At 55.8% G+C, this 17,364-nt stretch carries 17 protein-coding genes; 11 read left to right on the top strand and 6 right to left on the bottom strand.

The genetic code is table 11. The annotated features are described in order from the left end of the window. Positions 1-3 precede the first annotated feature (3 nt). The 8 genes from rsxA (at position 4) to FY046_RS13625 (ending at position 7,256) form a co-directional block, all read left to right on the top strand. Entirely contained in the window at positions 4-585 is a 582-nt protein-coding gene (rsxA, locus tag FY046_RS13590) for an electron transport complex subunit RsxA (protein WP_133845191.1), read from the top strand. Beyond that, entirely contained in the window at positions 585-1,160 is a 576-nt protein-coding gene (gene rsxB, locus FY046_RS13595) for an electron transport complex subunit RsxB (RefSeq protein ID WP_133845193.1), read from the top strand. Before rsxA ends, rsxB begins: the two co-directional genes overlap by 1 nt. After that, positions 1,153-3,489: an electron transport complex subunit RsxC gene (gene rsxC / locus FY046_RS13600; RefSeq protein WP_446186167.1), complete on the top strand. Its 2,337-nt coding sequence runs from the start codon at positions 1,153-1,155 to the stop codon at positions 3,487-3,489. The genes rsxB and rsxC overlap by 8 nt, the downstream gene beginning before the upstream one ends. After that, positions 3,490-4,551, top strand: coding sequence for an electron transport complex subunit RsxD (rsxD, locus tag FY046_RS13605; RefSeq protein ID WP_446186168.1), 1,062 nt, complete (start codon positions 3,490-3,492; stop codon positions 4,549-4,551). After that, positions 4,551-5,183, top strand: coding sequence for an electron transport complex subunit RsxG (rsxG, locus tag FY046_RS13610; RefSeq protein ID WP_133845199.1), 633 nt, complete (start codon positions 4,551-4,553; stop codon positions 5,181-5,183). The genes rsxD and rsxG overlap by 1 nt, the downstream gene beginning before the upstream one ends. Beyond that, positions 5,176-5,880: an electron transport complex subunit E gene (locus FY046_RS13615; protein ID WP_133845201.1), complete on the top strand. Its 705-nt coding sequence runs from the start codon at positions 5,176-5,178 to the stop codon at positions 5,878-5,880. Before rsxG ends, FY046_RS13615 begins: the two co-directional genes overlap by 8 nt. Then, positions 5,877-6,509, top strand: coding sequence for an endonuclease III (nth, locus tag FY046_RS13620; protein WP_133845203.1), 633 nt, complete (start codon positions 5,877-5,879; stop codon positions 6,507-6,509). Before FY046_RS13615 ends, nth begins: the two co-directional genes overlap by 4 nt. A gap of 111 nt (positions 6,510-6,620) precedes the next feature. Beyond that, on the top strand, positions 6,621-7,256 hold the full coding sequence (locus FY046_RS13625) for a carbonic anhydrase (protein ID WP_133845205.1): 636 nt from the start codon (positions 6,621-6,623) through the stop codon (positions 7,254-7,256). Between the two features lie 88 nt (positions 7,257-7,344). Here FY046_RS13625 and betA read toward each other — a convergent pair whose 3' ends face one another. From betA to betI, 3 genes are read right to left on the bottom strand one after another with little or no spacing between them, the layout of a single operon-like run. Then, complete coding sequence (gene betA, locus FY046_RS13630; RefSeq protein WP_446186169.1) at positions 7,345-8,991, bottom strand: choline dehydrogenase; 1,647 nt, start codon at positions 8,989-8,991, stop codon at positions 7,345-7,347. A 46-nt stretch (positions 8,992-9,037) separates the two neighbouring features. Continuing rightward, positions 9,038-10,495: a betaine-aldehyde dehydrogenase gene (gene betB, locus FY046_RS13635; protein ID WP_133845461.1), complete on the bottom strand. Its 1,458-nt coding sequence runs from the start codon at positions 10,493-10,495 to the stop codon at positions 9,038-9,040. Positions 10,496-10,515: 20 nt separating this feature from the next. Next, positions 10,516-11,115 carry a transcriptional regulator BetI gene (gene betI, locus FY046_RS13640; RefSeq protein WP_133845208.1) on the bottom strand — a complete coding sequence of 200 codons (600 nt, stop codon included), beginning with the start codon at positions 11,113-11,115 and terminating at the stop codon, positions 10,516-10,518. Positions 11,116-11,669: 554 nt separating this feature from the next. On the opposite strand from betI, the gene dtpA reads away from it, so the two are divergent. Continuing rightward, a complete protein-coding gene (gene dtpA, locus FY046_RS13645; protein ID WP_446186170.1) occupies positions 11,670-13,163 on the top strand; it encodes a dipeptide/tripeptide permease DtpA in 1,494 nt (497 codons plus the stop codon). Positions 13,164-13,209: 46 nt separating this feature from the next. On the opposite strand, the gene FY046_RS13650 is transcribed toward dtpA, so the two are convergent. Continuing rightward, the gene (locus FY046_RS13650) at positions 13,210-14,097 is read right to left on the bottom strand and encodes a pyridoxamine 5'-phosphate oxidase family protein (RefSeq protein ID WP_446186171.1); all 888 of its coding nucleotides are present in this window, start codon (positions 14,095-14,097) and stop codon (positions 13,210-13,212) included. Between the two features lie 2 nt (positions 14,098-14,099). Beyond that, on the bottom strand, positions 14,100-14,717 hold the full coding sequence (locus FY046_RS13655; protein WP_171148576.1) for a glutathione S-transferase family protein: 618 nt from the start codon (positions 14,715-14,717) through the stop codon (positions 14,100-14,102). Between the two features lie 93 nt (positions 14,718-14,810). Here FY046_RS13655 and FY046_RS13660 point away from each other — a divergent pair, with 93 nt between their 5' ends. Both FY046_RS13660 and gstA read left to right on the top strand, forming a co-directional pair. Continuing rightward, a complete protein-coding gene (locus FY046_RS13660; protein WP_133845216.1) occupies positions 14,811-15,728 on the top strand; it encodes a LysR family transcriptional regulator in 918 nt (305 codons plus the stop codon). Between the two features lie 100 nt (positions 15,729-15,828). Then, a complete protein-coding gene (gstA, locus tag FY046_RS13665; protein ID WP_133845218.1) occupies positions 15,829-16,434 on the top strand; it encodes a glutathione transferase GstA in 606 nt (201 codons plus the stop codon). Positions 16,435-16,480: 46 nt separating this feature from the next. Here gstA and pdxY read toward each other — a convergent pair whose 3' ends face one another. Then, the gene (pdxY, locus tag FY046_RS13670; RefSeq protein ID WP_133845220.1) at positions 16,481-17,341 is read right to left on the bottom strand and encodes a pyridoxal kinase PdxY; all 861 of its coding nucleotides are present in this window, start codon (positions 17,339-17,341) and stop codon (positions 16,481-16,483) included. Positions 17,342-17,364: the final 23 nt, after the last annotated feature.

Genomic DNA, 17,364 nt, shown 5'->3' on the forward strand with positions numbered 1-17,364 from the left:
TCAATGACCGAATACCTGCTTCTTTTTATTGGCACAGTGCTGGTGAATAACTTCGTTTTAGTGAAGTTTCTCGGCCTCTGTCCCTTTATGGGCGTTTCCAAAAAACTGGAAACGGCAATTGGCATGGGACTCGCCACGACATTCGTCATCACACTGGCCTCCATTTGCGCCTGGCTGGTGAACCATCTGATCCTGCTGCCGCTGGACCTCGTCTATCTGCGTACCATGGCGTATATCCTGGTGATCGCTGTGGTGGTGCAGTTCACCGAGATGGTGGTGCGTAAGACCAGTCCTGACCTTTATCGCCTGTTAGGCATTTTCCTGCCGCTGATCACCACTAACTGTGCCGTGCTTGGCGTGCCGCTGTTAAGCGTTAATCTTAATCATACTTTCCTTCAGGCCGCGCTTTACGGTTTCAGTGCTTCACTGGGCTTCTCTCTGGTGATGGTGCTGTTCGCCGGTATCCGCGAGCGCCTGGTGCTGGCCGATGTCCCGGCACCGTTTAAAGGCTCTTCCATTGCACTGATCACCGCCGGACTGATGGCGCTGGCATTTATGGGCTTTAGCGGGTTGGTCAAGTTCTGATGAGTGCGATTTGGATAGCGATTGCCGTGTTAAGTGCGCTCAGTCTGGTTTTCGGTGGACTGCTGGGGTATGCCTCGCGCCGTTTCAAAGTGGAAGAAGATCCGATTGTTGAGCAGATCGATGCGATTCTGCCACAAAGCCAGTGCGGCCAGTGCGGTTACCCTGGCTGCCGTCCCTACGCGGACGCCGTGGGCAATAACGGTGAGATGATCAATAAATGTGCTCCCGGCGGCGAGCAGACCATGCTTAAGCTGGCGGCGCTGCTTAATGTTGATCCTCAACCGTTGGGCGATGAAATGCCCACGGAGCCGGAACGCAAAGTGGCCTGGATTGACGAAGCCAACTGTATCGGTTGTACCAAATGTATTCAGGCCTGCCCGGTTGATGCCATTGTCGGTGCCACGCGCGCGATGCACACCGTGTTAAGCGACGTCTGTACCGGCTGCGATCTGTGCGTTGCCCCCTGCCCGACCGACTGCATTGAGATGCGTCCGGTTGCGACTACCACTGCTAACTGGAAATGGGATCTCAACACCATCCCAATCCGGGTTATTCCTGTAGAAAGTCATGTTTAACCTGCTTAATTTCTTTAAAAAAGATCGGCTCTGGGATTTCGAAGGTGGCATTCATCCACCGGAGATGAAAACCCAGTCTAATGGCGTGCCGCTGCGTCACCTGCCGTTACCTGCGCAATTTATTCTGCCCCTGAAGCAGCATATTGGCCATGAAGGCGAGATTGGCGTGCGTCCGGGCGATAAGGTGCTGCGCGGGCAACCGCTGACCTTCGGCAACGGCCGCATGTTACCGATCCACGCGCCGACGTCGGGTACTGTCACGAAGATTGCGCCACATATGACGGCCCATCCGTCGGCGCTGGCTGAAATGTGCCTGTTTATTACCCCTGATGGTGAAGACCGCTGGGTGGATAAGCAAACCCTGAGCGATTATCGCAGCGTGGAACGCAGTATCCTGGTAGAGAAAGTCCATCAGGCTGGCGTTGCCGGTCTTGGCGGCGCGGGTTTCCCTACGGCGACAAAACTGAAAGGTGGCCTGCGGGGTGTAAACACGCTGATCATCAACGCCGCCGAGTGCGAGCCTTATATCACCGCCGATGACCGTCTGATGCAGGACTGTGCCGATGACGTGCTGGAAGGCAGCCGCATCCTCGCGTGGATCCTGCAAGCAGAGCAGGTCTTAATCGGCATCGAGGATAATAAACCCGAGGCGATTGCCGCGCTTAAGCAGGCGTTAGGCAGCGCCACGGATTTGCATATCCGGGTGATCCCGACCAAGTACCCCTCAGGCGGTGCCAAGCAGCTCACAAAAATTCTGACCGGGAAGGAAGTGCCGCACGGTGGTCGTTCAACCGATATCGGCGTACTGATGCAAAACGTCGGCACCGCTTTTGCCGTTAAGCGCGCCATTGTCGACGGTGAAGCACTGACCGAACGCGTGGTCACCCTGACCGGTGAGTCTGTGGCAAAGCCGGGCAATGTCTGGGCGCGTCTCGGCACCCCCATCAGCCATCTGTTGCAACAGGCTGATTTTATGCCGGGTGCAGAGCAGATGGTGGTGATGGGCGGCCCGTTGATGGGCTTTACCCTGCCAACGCTGGATGTGCCCGTGGTGAAGATCACCAACTGTATTCTCGCGCCCGCCGCCAGCGAAATGGGCCAGAACGAACCGGAACAGGGCTGCATCCGTTGCAGCGCCTGTGCCGATGCCTGCCCGGCAGCCCTGTTACCGCAGCAGCTTTACTGGTACAGCCGGGGCGGCGATCACGATAAAGCGCGTGAACATAATATTGCTGACTGTATTGAGTGCGGTGCCTGCGCTTACGTCTGCCCGAGTAATATCCCGTTGGTACAGTATTACCGTCAGGAGAAAGCGGAGATCCTGGCCATTGACCAGGAGGCCGAACGTAATGCGCTGGCGAAGAGCCGTTTTGAAGCACGCCAGCTTCGCCTTGAACGTGAAAAAGCCGCGCGCGATGCCAAACATCAACAGGCAAAACGCAGCGTAGCCGCCAGTGACGCCGATGCGATCAGCGCGGCACGCGAGCGAGTCAAAGCGAAGCAGGCTGAAACATCCGGCCAGGATACCGCTGCCCAGGCAGCAAAACAGGCGCAGCGAGAAGCGCGCCAGGCCGAAGCACGTGCCCGCCAGGTGGAAGAACAGTCCAGCAGCGAGCCCGTTACCCGCCAGACTGACGATCCGCGTAAAGCGGCAGTAGAAGCTGCCATTGCACGGGCAAAAGCGAAGAAAGCCGCGCAGGCCACTGCCAGCGCAACAGCACCTGCCGAAGCCGAATCGCCGTCGGCTGAACCGGTGGTGGATGCACGCAAAGCGGCAGTAGAAGCCGCCATTGCACGGGCAAAAGCGAAGAAAGCCGCGCAGGCCACTGCCAGCGCAACAGCACCTGCCGAAGCCGAATCGCCGTCGGCTGAACCGGTGGTGGATGCACGCAAAGCGGCTATTGAAGCCGCCATTGCCCGCGCAAAGGCGAAGAAAGCCGCGCAGGCCAGTGCCAGCGCAGCACAACCCGCTGAAACCGAATCGCCGTCGGCTGAACCGGTGGTGGATGCGCGCAAAGCGGCTATTGAAGCCGCCATTGCCCGCGCAAAAGCGAAGAAAGCCGCGCAGGCCAGTGCCAGCGCAGCACAACCCGCTGAAGCCGAATCGCCGTCGGCTGAACCGGTGGTGGATGCACGCAAAGCGGCTATTGAAGCCGCCATTGCCCGCGCAAAAGCGAAGAAAGCCGCGCAGGCCGCAGAGTCAGTGAAAACAGAAGAGAGTGAAGCGCCTGCCGCTTCAGATGATGCGCGTAAAGCGGCGGTGGCAGCGGCCATTGCGCGCGTGAAAGCGCGTAAATCGCAGCAGCCTTCAACGCAGCAAGAGGATTAAATGGCTTTTCGTATTGCAAGTTCGCCTTACACCCACAACCGCCGCAGCACCAGCACCATTATGCTGCTGGTGCTGATTGCCGCCGTGCCTGGCATGGTGGCACAGTGGTACTATTTTGGCTGGGGTAACCTGATTCAGGTCCTGATTGCTGCCATCGCTGCCATCGGTGCTGAAGCCGCCATACTGCGCCTGCGCAAACTGCCGCTGGCAGACACACTGAAAGATAATTCTGCGCTGCTCACTGCCCTGCTGTTGGGCATCAGCATTCCTTCGCTGGCGCCCTGGTGGGTGATTGTGATCGGTACGCTGTTTGCCGTGGTGATTTCCAAGCAGCTTTACGGTGGTCTTGGGCAGAACCCGTTTAACCCGGCGATGGTCGGATATGTGGTGCTGCTGATCTCCTTCCCGGTGCAGATGACCAGTTGGTTGCCGCCGGACGGTTTACAGGGAATGACACCGACCCTCGGTGACACCCTGAGCATGATCTTCCATTTCCATACGCTGGATGGTCACACCATGCAGCAGTTGCAGGTGGGGATTGACGGGGTCAGCCAGGCAACGCCACTGGATACCTTCAAGACCGGACTGCGCGCCGGGCACAGAGCAGAACAGCTGCTGGCGCAGCCGATTTACAGCGGCGTACTGGCCGGGCTGGGCTGGCAATGGGTGAACGTCGGTTATCTGCTGGGCGGTGTTTTCCTGCTTTGCACCCGCAGCATCCGCTGGCATATCCCGGCAGGGATGCTGATCTCGCTGGCGTTTTGTGCCACCCTGGGCTGGTTAATTTCTCCGCACAGTCTGGTGTCTCCCGTCATTCATCTGTTGTCCGGTGCGACCATGCTTGGCGCGTTCTTTATTGCCACTGACCCGGTCACCGCCTCAACCACGAACAAAGGCCGGCTGATCTATGGCGCATTAATTGGCCTGCTGGTATGGCTGATCCGCAGTTTCGGGGGTTACCCGGATGGCGTGGCGTTTGCCGTGCTGCTGGCCAACATCTGCGTACCGTTGATCGATTACTACACGCAGCCGCGCGTTTACGGCCATCGGAAGGATAAATAATGCTGGATGCCATTCGTAAAAACGGTGTCACGCTGGCCGTGTTTGCCGCTATCACTACCGGGCTGACGGCGGTGGTCAACACGGTCACCAAACCGACGATTGCTCATCAGACTGCGTTACAGCAGAAAGTATTGCTGGACCAGGTGGTGCCGCCGGAGCTGTATGATAACCACATTCAGCAGGAGTGCTATATCGTCAGTAATCCGGCTCTCGGTAATGCCAGTCCGCACCATCTTTATCTGGCGCGTAAAGGCGATAAACCGGTTGCCGTAGCCGTTGAAACCACCGCTCCCGATGGCTATTCGGGTAATATTCAGATGATTGTTGGCGCCAGTTTTACCGGCACGGTTTACGGCACACGCGTGGTCGAACACCACGAAACGCCGGGTCTGGGCGATAAAATTGAGCTGCGCATTTCCGACTGGATCAACAGCTTCAACGGCAAACAGGTAAAAGGCGCCGATGACAGCCAGTTCGCAGTGAAAAAAGACGGGGGTGAGTTTGACCAGTTTACGGGTGCCACCATTACCCCACGCGCCGTGGTGAATGCGGTTAAGCGCACAACGTTGTATATTGAAACCTTACCGGAGCAGCTTTCTTCGCTGCCACCTTGTGGAGAGTCCAATGAGTGAAGCCAAAACCCTGCTGGTCGGCGGGCTGTGGAAGAATAACTCAGCGCTGGTTCAGTTGCTGGGCCTGTGCCCGCTGCTGGCCGTGACCTCGACGGCGACCAATGCGCTCGGCCTCGGTCTGGCAACCACGCTGGTACTGACCTGCACCAATAGCGGAATTTCGCTTTCGCGCCGCTGGGTGCCCTCTGAAATACGTATTCCTATTTACGTGATGATTATCGCTGCGGTGGTGAGCTGCGTGCAGATGTTGATCAATGCCTATGCTTACGGCCTTTATCAGTCGCTGGGGATCTTTATCCCGCTGATCGTCACCAACTGCATTGTCGTTGGACGTGCGGAAGCGGTGGCATCGAAAAGCAGTATTCCGCTCTCGGCCCTGGATGGCATGGCCATCGGCCTGGGGGCCACCAGCGTGATGGTGGTGCTGGGTTCGATTCGCGAAATCATCGGTAACGGCACCCTCTTTAACGGTGCGGATCAACTGCTCGGCCCCTGGGCGAAAGTGATGCGCATTGAGGTTGTCCACTTTGATTCCCCGATGCTGCTGGCGATGCTGCCGCCGGGTGCTTTTATCGGTCTGGGCATGCTGCTGGCCGCTAAGTATCTGATTGATAATAAAATGAAACAACGTGCCGCCCTGAAGGCTGAAAGAGAAGCGCAGGCGTTGCCGGATGGAAAAACAACAGGTGTGCTGTGAATAAGGAAAAGCGTCAGGAAATTTTGACCCGGCTGCGGGATAACAACCCGCATCCCACCACGGAACTGATGTTCACCTCTCCTTTTGAACTGCTGATTTCGGTTCTGCTGTCTGCGCAGGCTACCGATGTCAGCGTGAATAAAGCCACGGCAAAACTCTACCCGGTTGCTAATACGCCTGCCGCCATTCTGGCGCTGGGTGTCGATGGGGTGAAAGAGTACATCAAGACCATCGGCCTGTTTAACAGCAAGGCTGAGAACGTGATAAAGACCTGCCGGATTCTGCTGGAACAGCATGGCGGTGAAGTGCCGGAGAGTCGTGAGGCACTGGAAGCGTTACCCGGCGTTGGGCGTAAGACGGCCAACGTCGTATTAAATACCGCCTTTGGCTGGCCGACTATCGCCGTCGACACGCATATTTTCCGCGTCTGTAATCGCACCCGTTTTGCACCTGGCAAAAACGTGGAACAGGTGGAAGAGAAGCTGCTGAAGGTGGTGCCGAAAGCGTTTATGGTCGACTGCCACCACTGGCTGATCTTGCATGGCCGCTACACCTGCATTGCGCGTAAACCGCGCTGCGGCTCCTGCCTGATTGAAGATCTTTGTGAATTTGATGCTAAAGTAGAATGACCAGACGTCTTAAAAATGCCTTCTGACCCTCATAACAATATCATTTTATGACTATTATCGGCCCGTTCCCTGACGTGGTTCGCGGCCATAATCCAGGATAGAGAGAGTGCTATGCAACATATCATTGAAGGTTTCCTCAACTTCCAGAAAGACATTTTCCCCGAGCAAAAAGAACTTTTCCGCAGCCTTGCTTCAAGCCAGAATCCCAAAGCGCTGTTTATCTCCTGCTCCGACAGCCGCCTGGTGCCGGAACTGGTCACCCAGCAGGACCCGGGACAACTCTTCGTGATTCGTAACGCAGGTAACATCGTGCCGTCATTCGGGCCTGAGCCTGGCGGCGTGTCTGCCACTATCGAATATGCCGTGGTGGCGCTGGGTGTGACGGATATCGTGATTTGCGGCCACTCCAACTGCGGTGCAATGAAGGCGATTGCCACCTGTCAGTGCCTTGATCCGATGCCTGCCGTAGCGCACTGGCTGCACTATTCTGATGCGGCGAAAGCCGTGGTCGAGAAAAAGACCTATGCCACTGAAGAAGACAAAGTGAATGCGATGGTGCAGGAAAATGTCATTGCGCAATTAAATAATATTAAAACTCACCCCTCGGTCGCCGTAGGACTGCGCAACAATGCGCTGCGGCTGCACGGCTGGGTGTATGACATTGAAAGTGGTGCTATTCGCGCACTGGAGAAAGACACGAAGGAGTTTGTTCTGTTGTCGGAAAACCCTGAGGTTTACTTCGAGTAACGATTTTGGTTACGGGGCGACCGAAACGAAAAGTCGCCCTACAGCAAACGTCGGGGCTGACCTTCTGTTTCGGTCAGCCCACATCGTATTAACGGCTTAACTGATAGTAATCCGCTTCTGACAGCGGTAATGGCGCTTTGCCGCGAATGGCGTCAGATATTTTCTCCGCAATCATCACCGTTGGGGCATTCAGGTTGCCCGTGACAATCTGCGGCATAATCGACGCATCGACCACACGCAGGCTGTTCATGCCGTGCACGCGCCCTTCTGCATCCACCACGGCCATCGCATCGGTACCCATCGCGCAGCTACCACAGGGGTGATAGGCGGTTTCCGCATGCTCACGGATAAAGGCGTCGATCTCCTCATCGCTCTGCACGTTGATCCCGGGCTGCAACTCTTCACCGCAATATTCGGCCAGCGCTGGCTGACGCATAATCTCGCGCGTCAGACGCACTGCGTTACGGAACTCCACCCAGTCACGCTCTTCCGACATATAGTTGAAGAAGATCGATGGCGCAGCATACGGGTGTTTGGATGTCAGCTTGATACGGCCACGGCTCATAGAGCGCATCGGGCCGACGTGAGCCTGGAAACCATGCTGTTTCACCGGGCTGCTGCCGTTGTAGTTAATCGCTACCGGAAGGAAATGGTATTGCAGATCGGGCCAGTCTGGCTGATCGTCACTGCGGATAAACCCGCCCGCTTCAAACTGGTTGCTGGCACCAACACCCGTGCCGTTGAACAGCCACTTAGCACCGATAGCAGGCTGATTCCACCACTGTAAGGCAGGATACAGGCTGACCGGTTTTTTGCAGCCGTACTGCATGTAAACTTCCAGGTGATCCTGTAAGTTGCGCCCCACGCCTGGGAGTGCATGAACCACCTCGATATCCAGCTCACGCAGCCACTCTTCCGGCCCAACGCCCGAACGTTGCAGGATCTGCGGCGAGTTGATCGCCCCGGCACACAGCAGCACTTCACGGCGGGCTTCCGCCTGCTCTTGTTTACCGTTACGCAGCCAGGTGACACCCGTGGCGGTTTTGCCGCTGAACAGAATACGGTCGGTCTGCGCATGGGTAACAATGGTCAGGTTCTGACGCGTTTTGGCCACATCCAGATAGCCGCGCGCGGTGCTGGAACGACGGCCTTTGGCGGTCACGGTGCGGTCCATTGGGCCAAAACCGTCCTGGCGATATCCGTTAAGATCGTCGGTTTCATGATGTCCTGCCTGCTGGGCGGCATCAATAAAGGCGCGATAGAGCGGATTATTGCCTTTTTTCGGCGTGGTGACGCTGAGATAACCGTCACCACCGTGCCAGTCGTTTTCTCCGATATCGCGCTTTTCCGCACGACGGAAATACGGCAGGCAGTTCAGATAGGACCAGTTTTCCAGACCGGGTTTGCTCGCCCAGTTGTCGTAGTCCATCGCGTTACCACGGATGTAACACATACCGTTGATCAGTGAAGAACCGCCAAGGCCTTTGCCGCGTCCGCACTCCATACGGCGGTTATCCATATGAGGTTCAGGATCGGTTTCAAATGCCCAGTTGTAGCGTTTACCCTGCAGTGGATAAGCCAAAGCGGCTGGCATTTGGGTACGGAAGTCCCAGCGGTGATCTTTGCCGCCTGCTTCCAGTAACAGTACCGATACGTCAGCATCCTCAGTCAAACGGGTTGCCAGCACGTTGCCTGCTGAACCCGCACCAATAATGATATAGTCAAATTTCTGCATTAAACCTCCGGAAATATTGCCGCGACGCGCACGCCGCGGCGAAAAATCAGAACGCGGATGGATACTCACCCATCTCGATCAGAATAGATTTGGTTCTGGTGTAGTGATGCAGCGTTTCCAGACCATTTTCACGCCCTACGCCCGACTGCTTATAGCCGCCAACAGGCATCGGTGCAGGTGACTCGCCCCAGCTGTTTACCCAGCAGATACCGGCTTCCAGCTGATGGATCACCCGATGTGCGCGATTCAGTGAAGTGGTAAACACCCCGGCCGCCAGACCGTACTCGGTATCATTGGCGCGCTTGATGACTTCGTCTTCATCGTCAAACACCAGGATGCTCATAACCGGGCCAAAGATCTCTTCACGCACGATACGCATGTCGTCGGTGCAGTCGGTAAAGACCGTTGGCTGCACGTAACACCCTTTCGCCAGTGGACCTTCGGTAATACGTGAACCGCCAGCCAGCAGACGCGCCCCTTCTTGTTTACCGATCTCCAGATACGAGACCACTTTCTGGCAATGCCCTTCACTCACCAGCGGGCCAAAGTTGACCGCCGGGTCGGTCGGGTCACCGCAGTGGATCCCGGCCATTTTCTCTTGCAGACGTTTTTCAAAGGCAGGCAACAGCGAACGCTGGACAAACACGCGCGTTCCGTTGGTGCATACCTGGCCGCTGCTGTAGAAGTTTGCCATCATCGCGCCGTCGACCGCACGCTCCAGATCGGCGTCCTCAAACACCACCAGCGGTGACTTCCCGCCCAGCTCCATAGTGACAGACTTCAGGTTAGCCAGTGCGGCATCGGCCATTACGCGTTTACCGGTGTTCACTTCACCCGTAAAGGACACTTTGGCAATCCCGGTGTGCTGACTCAACCCCTGACCCACGGCAGCAGCGCCCTGAACGACGTTGAACACGCCATCCGGCAGCCCGGCTTCGGTAAAGATTTTGGCCAGTTCGAGTACGCTGAGAGGCGTGACTTCACTCGGCTTGAAGATCATCGCGTTGCCCGTTGCCAGCGCAGGTGCGCTTTTCCACAGGGCAATCTGAATCGGATAGTTCCAGGCACCAATGCCAGCACAGACGCCCAGCGGCTCGCGGCGGGTATAGACCAGCGCGGTGTCACGCAGCGGAATGGATTCGCCTTCGACGGCGACGGCCAGCCCGGCGTAATACTCCAGCACATCCGCGCCGGTGACGATATCCACGGCTGAGGTTTCACCGATCGGTTTGCCGGTATCGGCCGTTTCCAGCTCGGCCAGTTCCTGATTGCGTTCGCGCAACAGGGCAACGGCCTTCAGCAGAACGCGGCTGCGTTCAACCGGAGTATAGCTACGCCAGATACGCTGGCCGGCTTGTGCAGAAGCAACAGCGTCATCAATATCCTGCTGGCTGGCGGCGGTTATTTCAGCCAGGACATTGCCGTTGGCAGGGTTAACGGTGGTGAACAGTTCGCCATTGCCAGGCACTTCGCGTCCGTTGATGTATAAACCGCGGCGTTTCATATCGGCCATGTCTCCTCCTGTCAGGGGGTGGGTGCGCTGTTCAGCCACAGCGCAAGATTTTGATAACAAAGCATGCGGGCCTGATCCAGGCCCTGTTCCATCGGCTGAGGTGCCAGCGTCATGCGCAGCCACACCCCATCAATCAGCGCCGCAAGACATGCACCTGCGGCACGGGCCTGTTCCTCAGGCAAAACACGGCGGAAATGCGCCGTCAGATTGGAATAAAGGCGACGATCGTTCATGCGTTGCAGGCGGTGCAGATTTGGCTGATGCAGGCTGTCAGCCCAAAACACCAGCCAGGTTTTCAGCACTGGCGCAGCAATCTGTGTAACGTCAAAATTGCCATCGATAATAGCGCGGATCTGCGCAGCAGGGTCCGGTGCCGCCTTCTGACGATGGTGCTCTAATGCTACATAGAGGTCAGAGAGGATCTGGCGCATACAGGCGTCGAGCAGACCGTTTTTGTCGCCAAAATAGTGGCTGACAATCCCGGTAGAAACCCCGGCTTCTTTCGCTATTAATGCCAGACTGGCATCTGCCAGTCCGACCCGGTCAATTACCGTCAGCGTCGCATTAATCAACTGCGCCTGACGAATCGCCTTCATTCCAATTTTTGGCATTGCTTCATCGGTTTTAACTATTGAATGAGCTTAATTGTAGACGTTTTATATTGAACGTTCAATTAATAAAAAACATTTGGAACTTATCAGTTGCTTTGCAACAAAAATTATCACACCTTCTGTGATTAAAATCACACAAAGTGGCTTTACCTGTTATTCACTCCACACACCCGTAATACAACAACCAATAATCACTAAGAAAACCCTATAAAACAGTCAATAAATCTCACAAATTTATTTATTGAAGACGTTACAACCAGAAAAGCCCTCACCAGAATTATTGTCTGCCCATCGGACGATCACGCAACAACCAATGGTGCAATCATTCACATAAAGCACCAAAATCAGCACAATAAAACAAGTAAACTGCAAGCCCACTCATTTAAGACTGTTATTTCATCAGTCAGCGATATTGAAATAACACTTGCCTCAAGGCCTGCAATCGGCGAAATTATTTGGCGTTTTTCCATCTTATAACTATACGGTGAGCGCACGTCCCGCGTTACGCCGACTTATTTCCTGTCACGAAACAGGTCAAGCATTCAGAGGTACTAGTGTCAACTGCAAACAAGAAACCTGAGGTAGCAAGCCTCAACGCGTTCAAGCAACCCCGATCGTTTTATCTGATTTTCTCCATCGAGTTATGGGAGCGTTTCGGTTACTACGGCCTGCAAGGGATTATGGCTGTCTACCTGGTGAAAATGCTGGGGATGTCAGAAGCGCAGTCCATTACCCTGTTCGCTTCGTTCAGCGCCCTGGTGTATGGACTGGTCGCCGTTGGCGGATGGCTCGGCGATAAGGTGCTGGGAACCAAGCGCGTTATCGTGCTCGGCACGCTGGTGCTGGCGCTGGGCTACGCACTGGTGGCCTGGTCAGGTCACGACATTAGCCTGGTGTATATCGGCATGGCGACCATCGCCGTGGGTAATGGCCTGTTTAAAGCTAACCCGTCGTCTCTGCTGTCTACCTGCTATGAGAAAGACGATCCGCGCCTCGACGGTGCGTTCACCATGTATTACATGGCGATTAATATCGGGTCCTTCTTCTCTATGCTTGCCACGCCGTGGCTGGCGGCGGAGTTTGGCTGGAGTACGGCATTTGCTCTGTCATTTGTCGGCATGCTGATCACCCTGGTGAACTTTATGTTCTTCCGTAAATGGGTGAAAAATCACGGTTCGAAAGCAGATTTTGCCCCGCTGGACATCCGCAAATTGCTGATGACGCTGGTTGGTATTGTCGTCATGATCACCCTGGCAACCTGGTTGCTGCATAACCAGGGTATTGCCCGCCTGGTACTTGGCGTGATCGCTGTCGGTATCGTACTGGTGTTTGCCAAAGAAACCTTCGCACTGAAAGGCCATGCGCGCCGCAAGATGATTGTCGCTTTTGTACTGATGGTACAGGCTATCGTCTTCTTCGTGCTGTATATGCAGATGCCCACCTCGCTGAACTTCTTCGCTATTCGTAACGTCGAGCACAGCATTCTGGGCATCACTTTCCAGCCAGAGCAGTTCCAGGCACTGAATCCTTTCTGGATTATGGTGTTCAGTCCGTTGCTGGCCGCTATCTATAACAAGATGGGCGACCGCCTGCCGATGCCACATAAGTTTGCGCTGGGCATGGTGCTGTGCTCCGCAGCCTTCCTGGTGTTGCCGCTGGGTGCCTCTCTGGCTAACGAGTTGGGTATTGTTTCCGTCAACTGGCTGATCCTCAGCTACGCGCTGCAAAGCGTTGGGGAACTGATGATCTCTGGTCTGGGCCTGGCGATGGTGGCACAGTTGGTTCCACAGCGTTTGATGGGCTTTATCATGGGTTCCTGGTTCCTGACCACCGCAGGTGCTGCCATGGTGGCCGGTAAAGTGGCCAACCTGATGGCGGTGCCAGAAAACATTACCGATCCGCTGCTGTCGCTGCACGTTTATGGTGATGTGTTCCTGAAAATCGGCATCGTCACTGGGGTGATCGCTGTACTGATGATGTTCACAGCTCCCCTGCTGAAACGTATGACTCAGGACGGGACCCCCGCTCCGCAGAACGCGAATGACTGATTACTAACAGTATGATGATGAGGGCGACAGTGATGTCGCCCTTTTTTTATCTTTCAGCTGCCAGTGTGGACACGGCATATTCCACGTCCGTTCCGGCAGCGGGTAATAACTGCCTGAGGCGCAGGATGCGTTCCGGTTCAACCGTCCAGTAACGTTCCACTCGCCCTTCCCCCGGTGATTGCCACAGGATCTCAGCCCTTCCCTGAATATGCAGTGCTGCACCCTGATGGAAGTCCATGATCAGCAAAGCACAGCGGGGATCCAGCAGCAGGTTTCCCAGCGTGTTCATATAACGATTACCTGAATAATCCGGGATAAAAAGCTTTCCCTGCCTGAGGGTGATAAACCCGGGTAACCCTCCCCGATGCGAGATATCCGCCCCTCCCATTCCCTGACTGCGCGGTGCATGGCTGGCCACAAAGAAAGTATCCGCAGCAGAAATCAGATAGCGCGCATCGGCATCCAGCGTGTAGAGGGGTTCGATATGCAGCGATCGTCGCTTATCCTGCGCGGGCAGTGTTCGTCGCTGGATATACTGCGGACAGTTGCCAAAACTTTCCTGTACATGCAGCTGTAGCCGATTGTCACTGAAACCCTCTACCAATGCGTTGACCCGATTACGGCGACGGCTGGCGAAGTCGATGCCAAGGCCACCGAACGCCATTCCGGACTTCAATGCAGGCAGATAAGGTACCGCCTCGATGGCACTGCGCAGCAGGGAAAAATGGCTCTCATCCGGCGTAATAATGAACCCGGGAGCCCCCTGAACCAGGGCTGCAAACGGGTAACCGCTGTCATCCTGTACGGTCATATAGAAAGTCTGCAGGTCCTGATAAAACAGACGGTGCTGTTCAGGCATCGATGGATAAAGGGCGGCTTTCACCTGCTGATAGCCTGCTTTTTTCTGCGCCTGCAACTCCCCTGGATGGAACATCGTTACGCTTCCGCCGGTAAAGGCAGAGGTGGCAGCGTGATAAAGCCCGGCAGTGCGGCCGTCTGCTGCAACCAGGCCTGAATGTGGGGATAGGCATGCAGACCAATGCCCCCTTCAGGCGCACAGGCCACGTAGGCATAACAGGCCAGATCAGCAAGGGTGGCACGTTTTCCCACCAGCCACTGACGATCGCTAAGATGTGCCTCCAGTTGAGGTAAAAATTTCTTTGCCACATATACCGCTGAAGCGTAGTTTTCCGGCGCGTTGAACTGCTTAATCAGACGCGCAGACGCCACACCATAACGGATTTCTCCGGCGGCTTTTGCCAACCACTGGTGCACCTGCACCTCCTCCAGCAAATCAGCCGGCAACCAACCACTGTCGGGTGCGTAGCGCTTCACCAGCCAGATAAGAATGGCATTACTGTCGCTGATCACCGTGTCACCATCCACTAAAACGGGCACCTGCCCGAGAGGATTGAGCGCCCGATATCCGGCACTTTGTCTGACCTCGGCATCAGCTTCAACCCAGGTGGCGGAAAGACCCAGTATGCTTAACAACACGCTGACGCGGTGAACGTGGCCGGAAAGTCCGGTGCCATATAACGTTAATGAACTCATGATGATCTCCTGTTTTTTACTCAGCTTACTCTTGCTGAAAACGAGGTAAACAGGCAAAAATAGCAATTCATAATTTCGCAAAGTGGAATAATCATGGATAAACTGGATGAACTGGCGGTGTTTGTCGCCGTGGTGCAACAGGGGAGCCTTGCCGCAGCGGCACGCACTCTGCGGCGGTCGCCTCCGGCGATTACGCGTGCCCTGACAGCGCTGGAAAGCCGTTTTGCCGTGAACCTGATTGAACGAACTACCCGGCGTCTGTCGCCCACGCCCGCCGGACTGGCGCTTTTTGAACGTGCAAAAGGCGTGCTGGAGGATTATCAGCAAGCACTGAACGCCACCACCCGCAATCAGCTGAGTGGCAGGGTCCGTCTGACCGCGCCGGTTCAGTTCGGCCGCCAGCATATTGCACCGCTGGTGCTGACATTTCTCGATCGCTACCCCGATATCCAGATTGACCTGATGCTCAGTGACCGTTATCAGGACCTCATCGAACAGGGGCTGGATATGGCGGTACGCATCGGCCAGTTGCGGGACTCCTCACTGGTGGCGACGGAGGTGGGTCAGGTGCAAAGGATGCTGGTTGCCAGCCCTGACTACCTCACCCTGCACGGCACACCGCTGACGCCCGCCATGCTGATCGATCATCACCTCATCGCCAGTGCGGCACTCACCGCGCAAAGAGAATGGCGCTTCGGCCCTGAGGTGCAGCAGGAGCGAGTACGCATTACGCCAAGACTGACTGTCAATGAGGTCGAAACTCAGCTGATTGCTGCCCGCGCCGGGAAAGGTATTGCCCGCCTGCTCTCTTATCAGGTGCATGATGACCTGCTGCGGGGCACCCTGATCGAAATTCTGCCGGACTTCCGCCCTCCGGCCGTTCCGGTGCAACTGGTCGCGCAGAACGTAAAATATATGCCGGCAAAAGTGCGCGCATTCTGGGATCTTGCCCGGACATCTCTGCCTGAACTGAGCAGTCTGGGGCAGCAGCGTTTGCCAGTGGTTAATTAACCCGCAAAAAATGCGCCATTGTCCGCGCGTTGACACTGACTTTTATGTTCTTCGGCAGTAAGCTGAGGAGATCGTCATCATTCAATGAAAGGAGCGAGCAATGAAGCTGTTCTGTAAACCCGGGGCCTGTTCACTGTCACCCCATATTGTGCTGCGCGAATCCGGCCTTGATTTCACGCTGGTCACCGTGGATACCAAAACGAAGAAGACGGAACAGGGCGAAGACTATCTGCGAATCAATCCGAAAGGCCAGGTTCCGGCGCTGCAACTGGATGACGGGTCGGTGCTGACTGAAGGCGTGGCGATTGTGCAGTATCTTGCCGACCTCAAACCTGACCGCCAACTGCTGGCCCCACCCGGCAGCCTGACACGCTACCATACGCTCGAATGGCTCAATTATATTGCCACTGAACTGCATAAAGGGTTCAGCCCGCTGTTTCGCCCCACCACTCCGGACGAGTTTAAGGTACTGTCCAGAGAATTGCTGGAGCAGAAATTCCAGTACGTGAATGCCGAATTAAAAGAGAAGCAGTGGCTGATGGGGCTGCGTTTCACCGTGGCAGATGCTTATCTGTTTACCGTGACCCGCTGGGCTCATGCGTTGAAGCTGAACCTGAGTGGACTGGATGCGTTAAACGACTGGTTTGAACGGGTGGCTGCGCGCCCTGACGTGATCGCTGCGCTGAAAGCTGAAGGGTTGAACTAATGACGACGGCAGGCCTAAAAGGACTGCCCGGTATCGCGATAGCGGGTCAGAGTTTCTCTGCCGCAAAATGCTGCTGCGGTTCAGCAATCGCCTGCTGTGCAGCAACCAGCTGTAGCTCATACTCACCCATCTGATGGGTTTTCAGCATCACTTCATACACAGCGGCCGTCACATGTTCCAGCGCCTGTTGCAGCGATAGCCCGTGCAGAAGGTCCACCAGCAATAATCCGCTGGTCAGGTCACCCACCCCTACCGGCTGGCGCACGCCAAAGTCAATCAGCGGACGGGCAATATGCCAGGCTTCATCTGCCGTCACCAGCAGCATTTCGAAGCGATCGCTACGGTAACCGGCCCGCGCAAGGTGCTTAATCAGCACCACTTTTGGCCCTTTAGCAATCAGCTCACGTGCTGCCGCAACAGCCTGCTCCACATCGGCCACCTGACGCCCGCTCAACATTTCCAGCTCCAGCAGATTGGGCGCGATAATATCACTGGCGGGTAGGGAGGCATTCGCATGGAACTCAGCCACACCCGGTGCCACAATGCAGCCCTTTTCCGGATGACCCATCACCGGATCACAGAAATACCAGGCTTCCGGGTTTGCCGCTTTGACCATCCGTACAATCTCAAGAATAGCCTCTCCCTGCTCGGCGGAGCCGAGATAACCACTTAACACCGCATGGCAGGTTTTCAGACGATCAATATCACCAATACCCCGGGCAATCTCGGTCAGATGGCTGGCCGGCATGACCGTTCCGGCCCAGTGACCATACTGAGTATGGTTGGAAAACTGAACGGTATTCAGTGGCCAAACGTTTGCGCCCAGGCGGCGCATAGGAAATTCTGCTGCACTGTTTCCGGCGTGACCAAAAACAGTATGGGACTGGATGGAGAGAATATTTTTCATCGCGCGACTCTGACCCTTCTTGC

This window comes from Erwinia sp. 1181_3, from assembly GCF_052824965.1.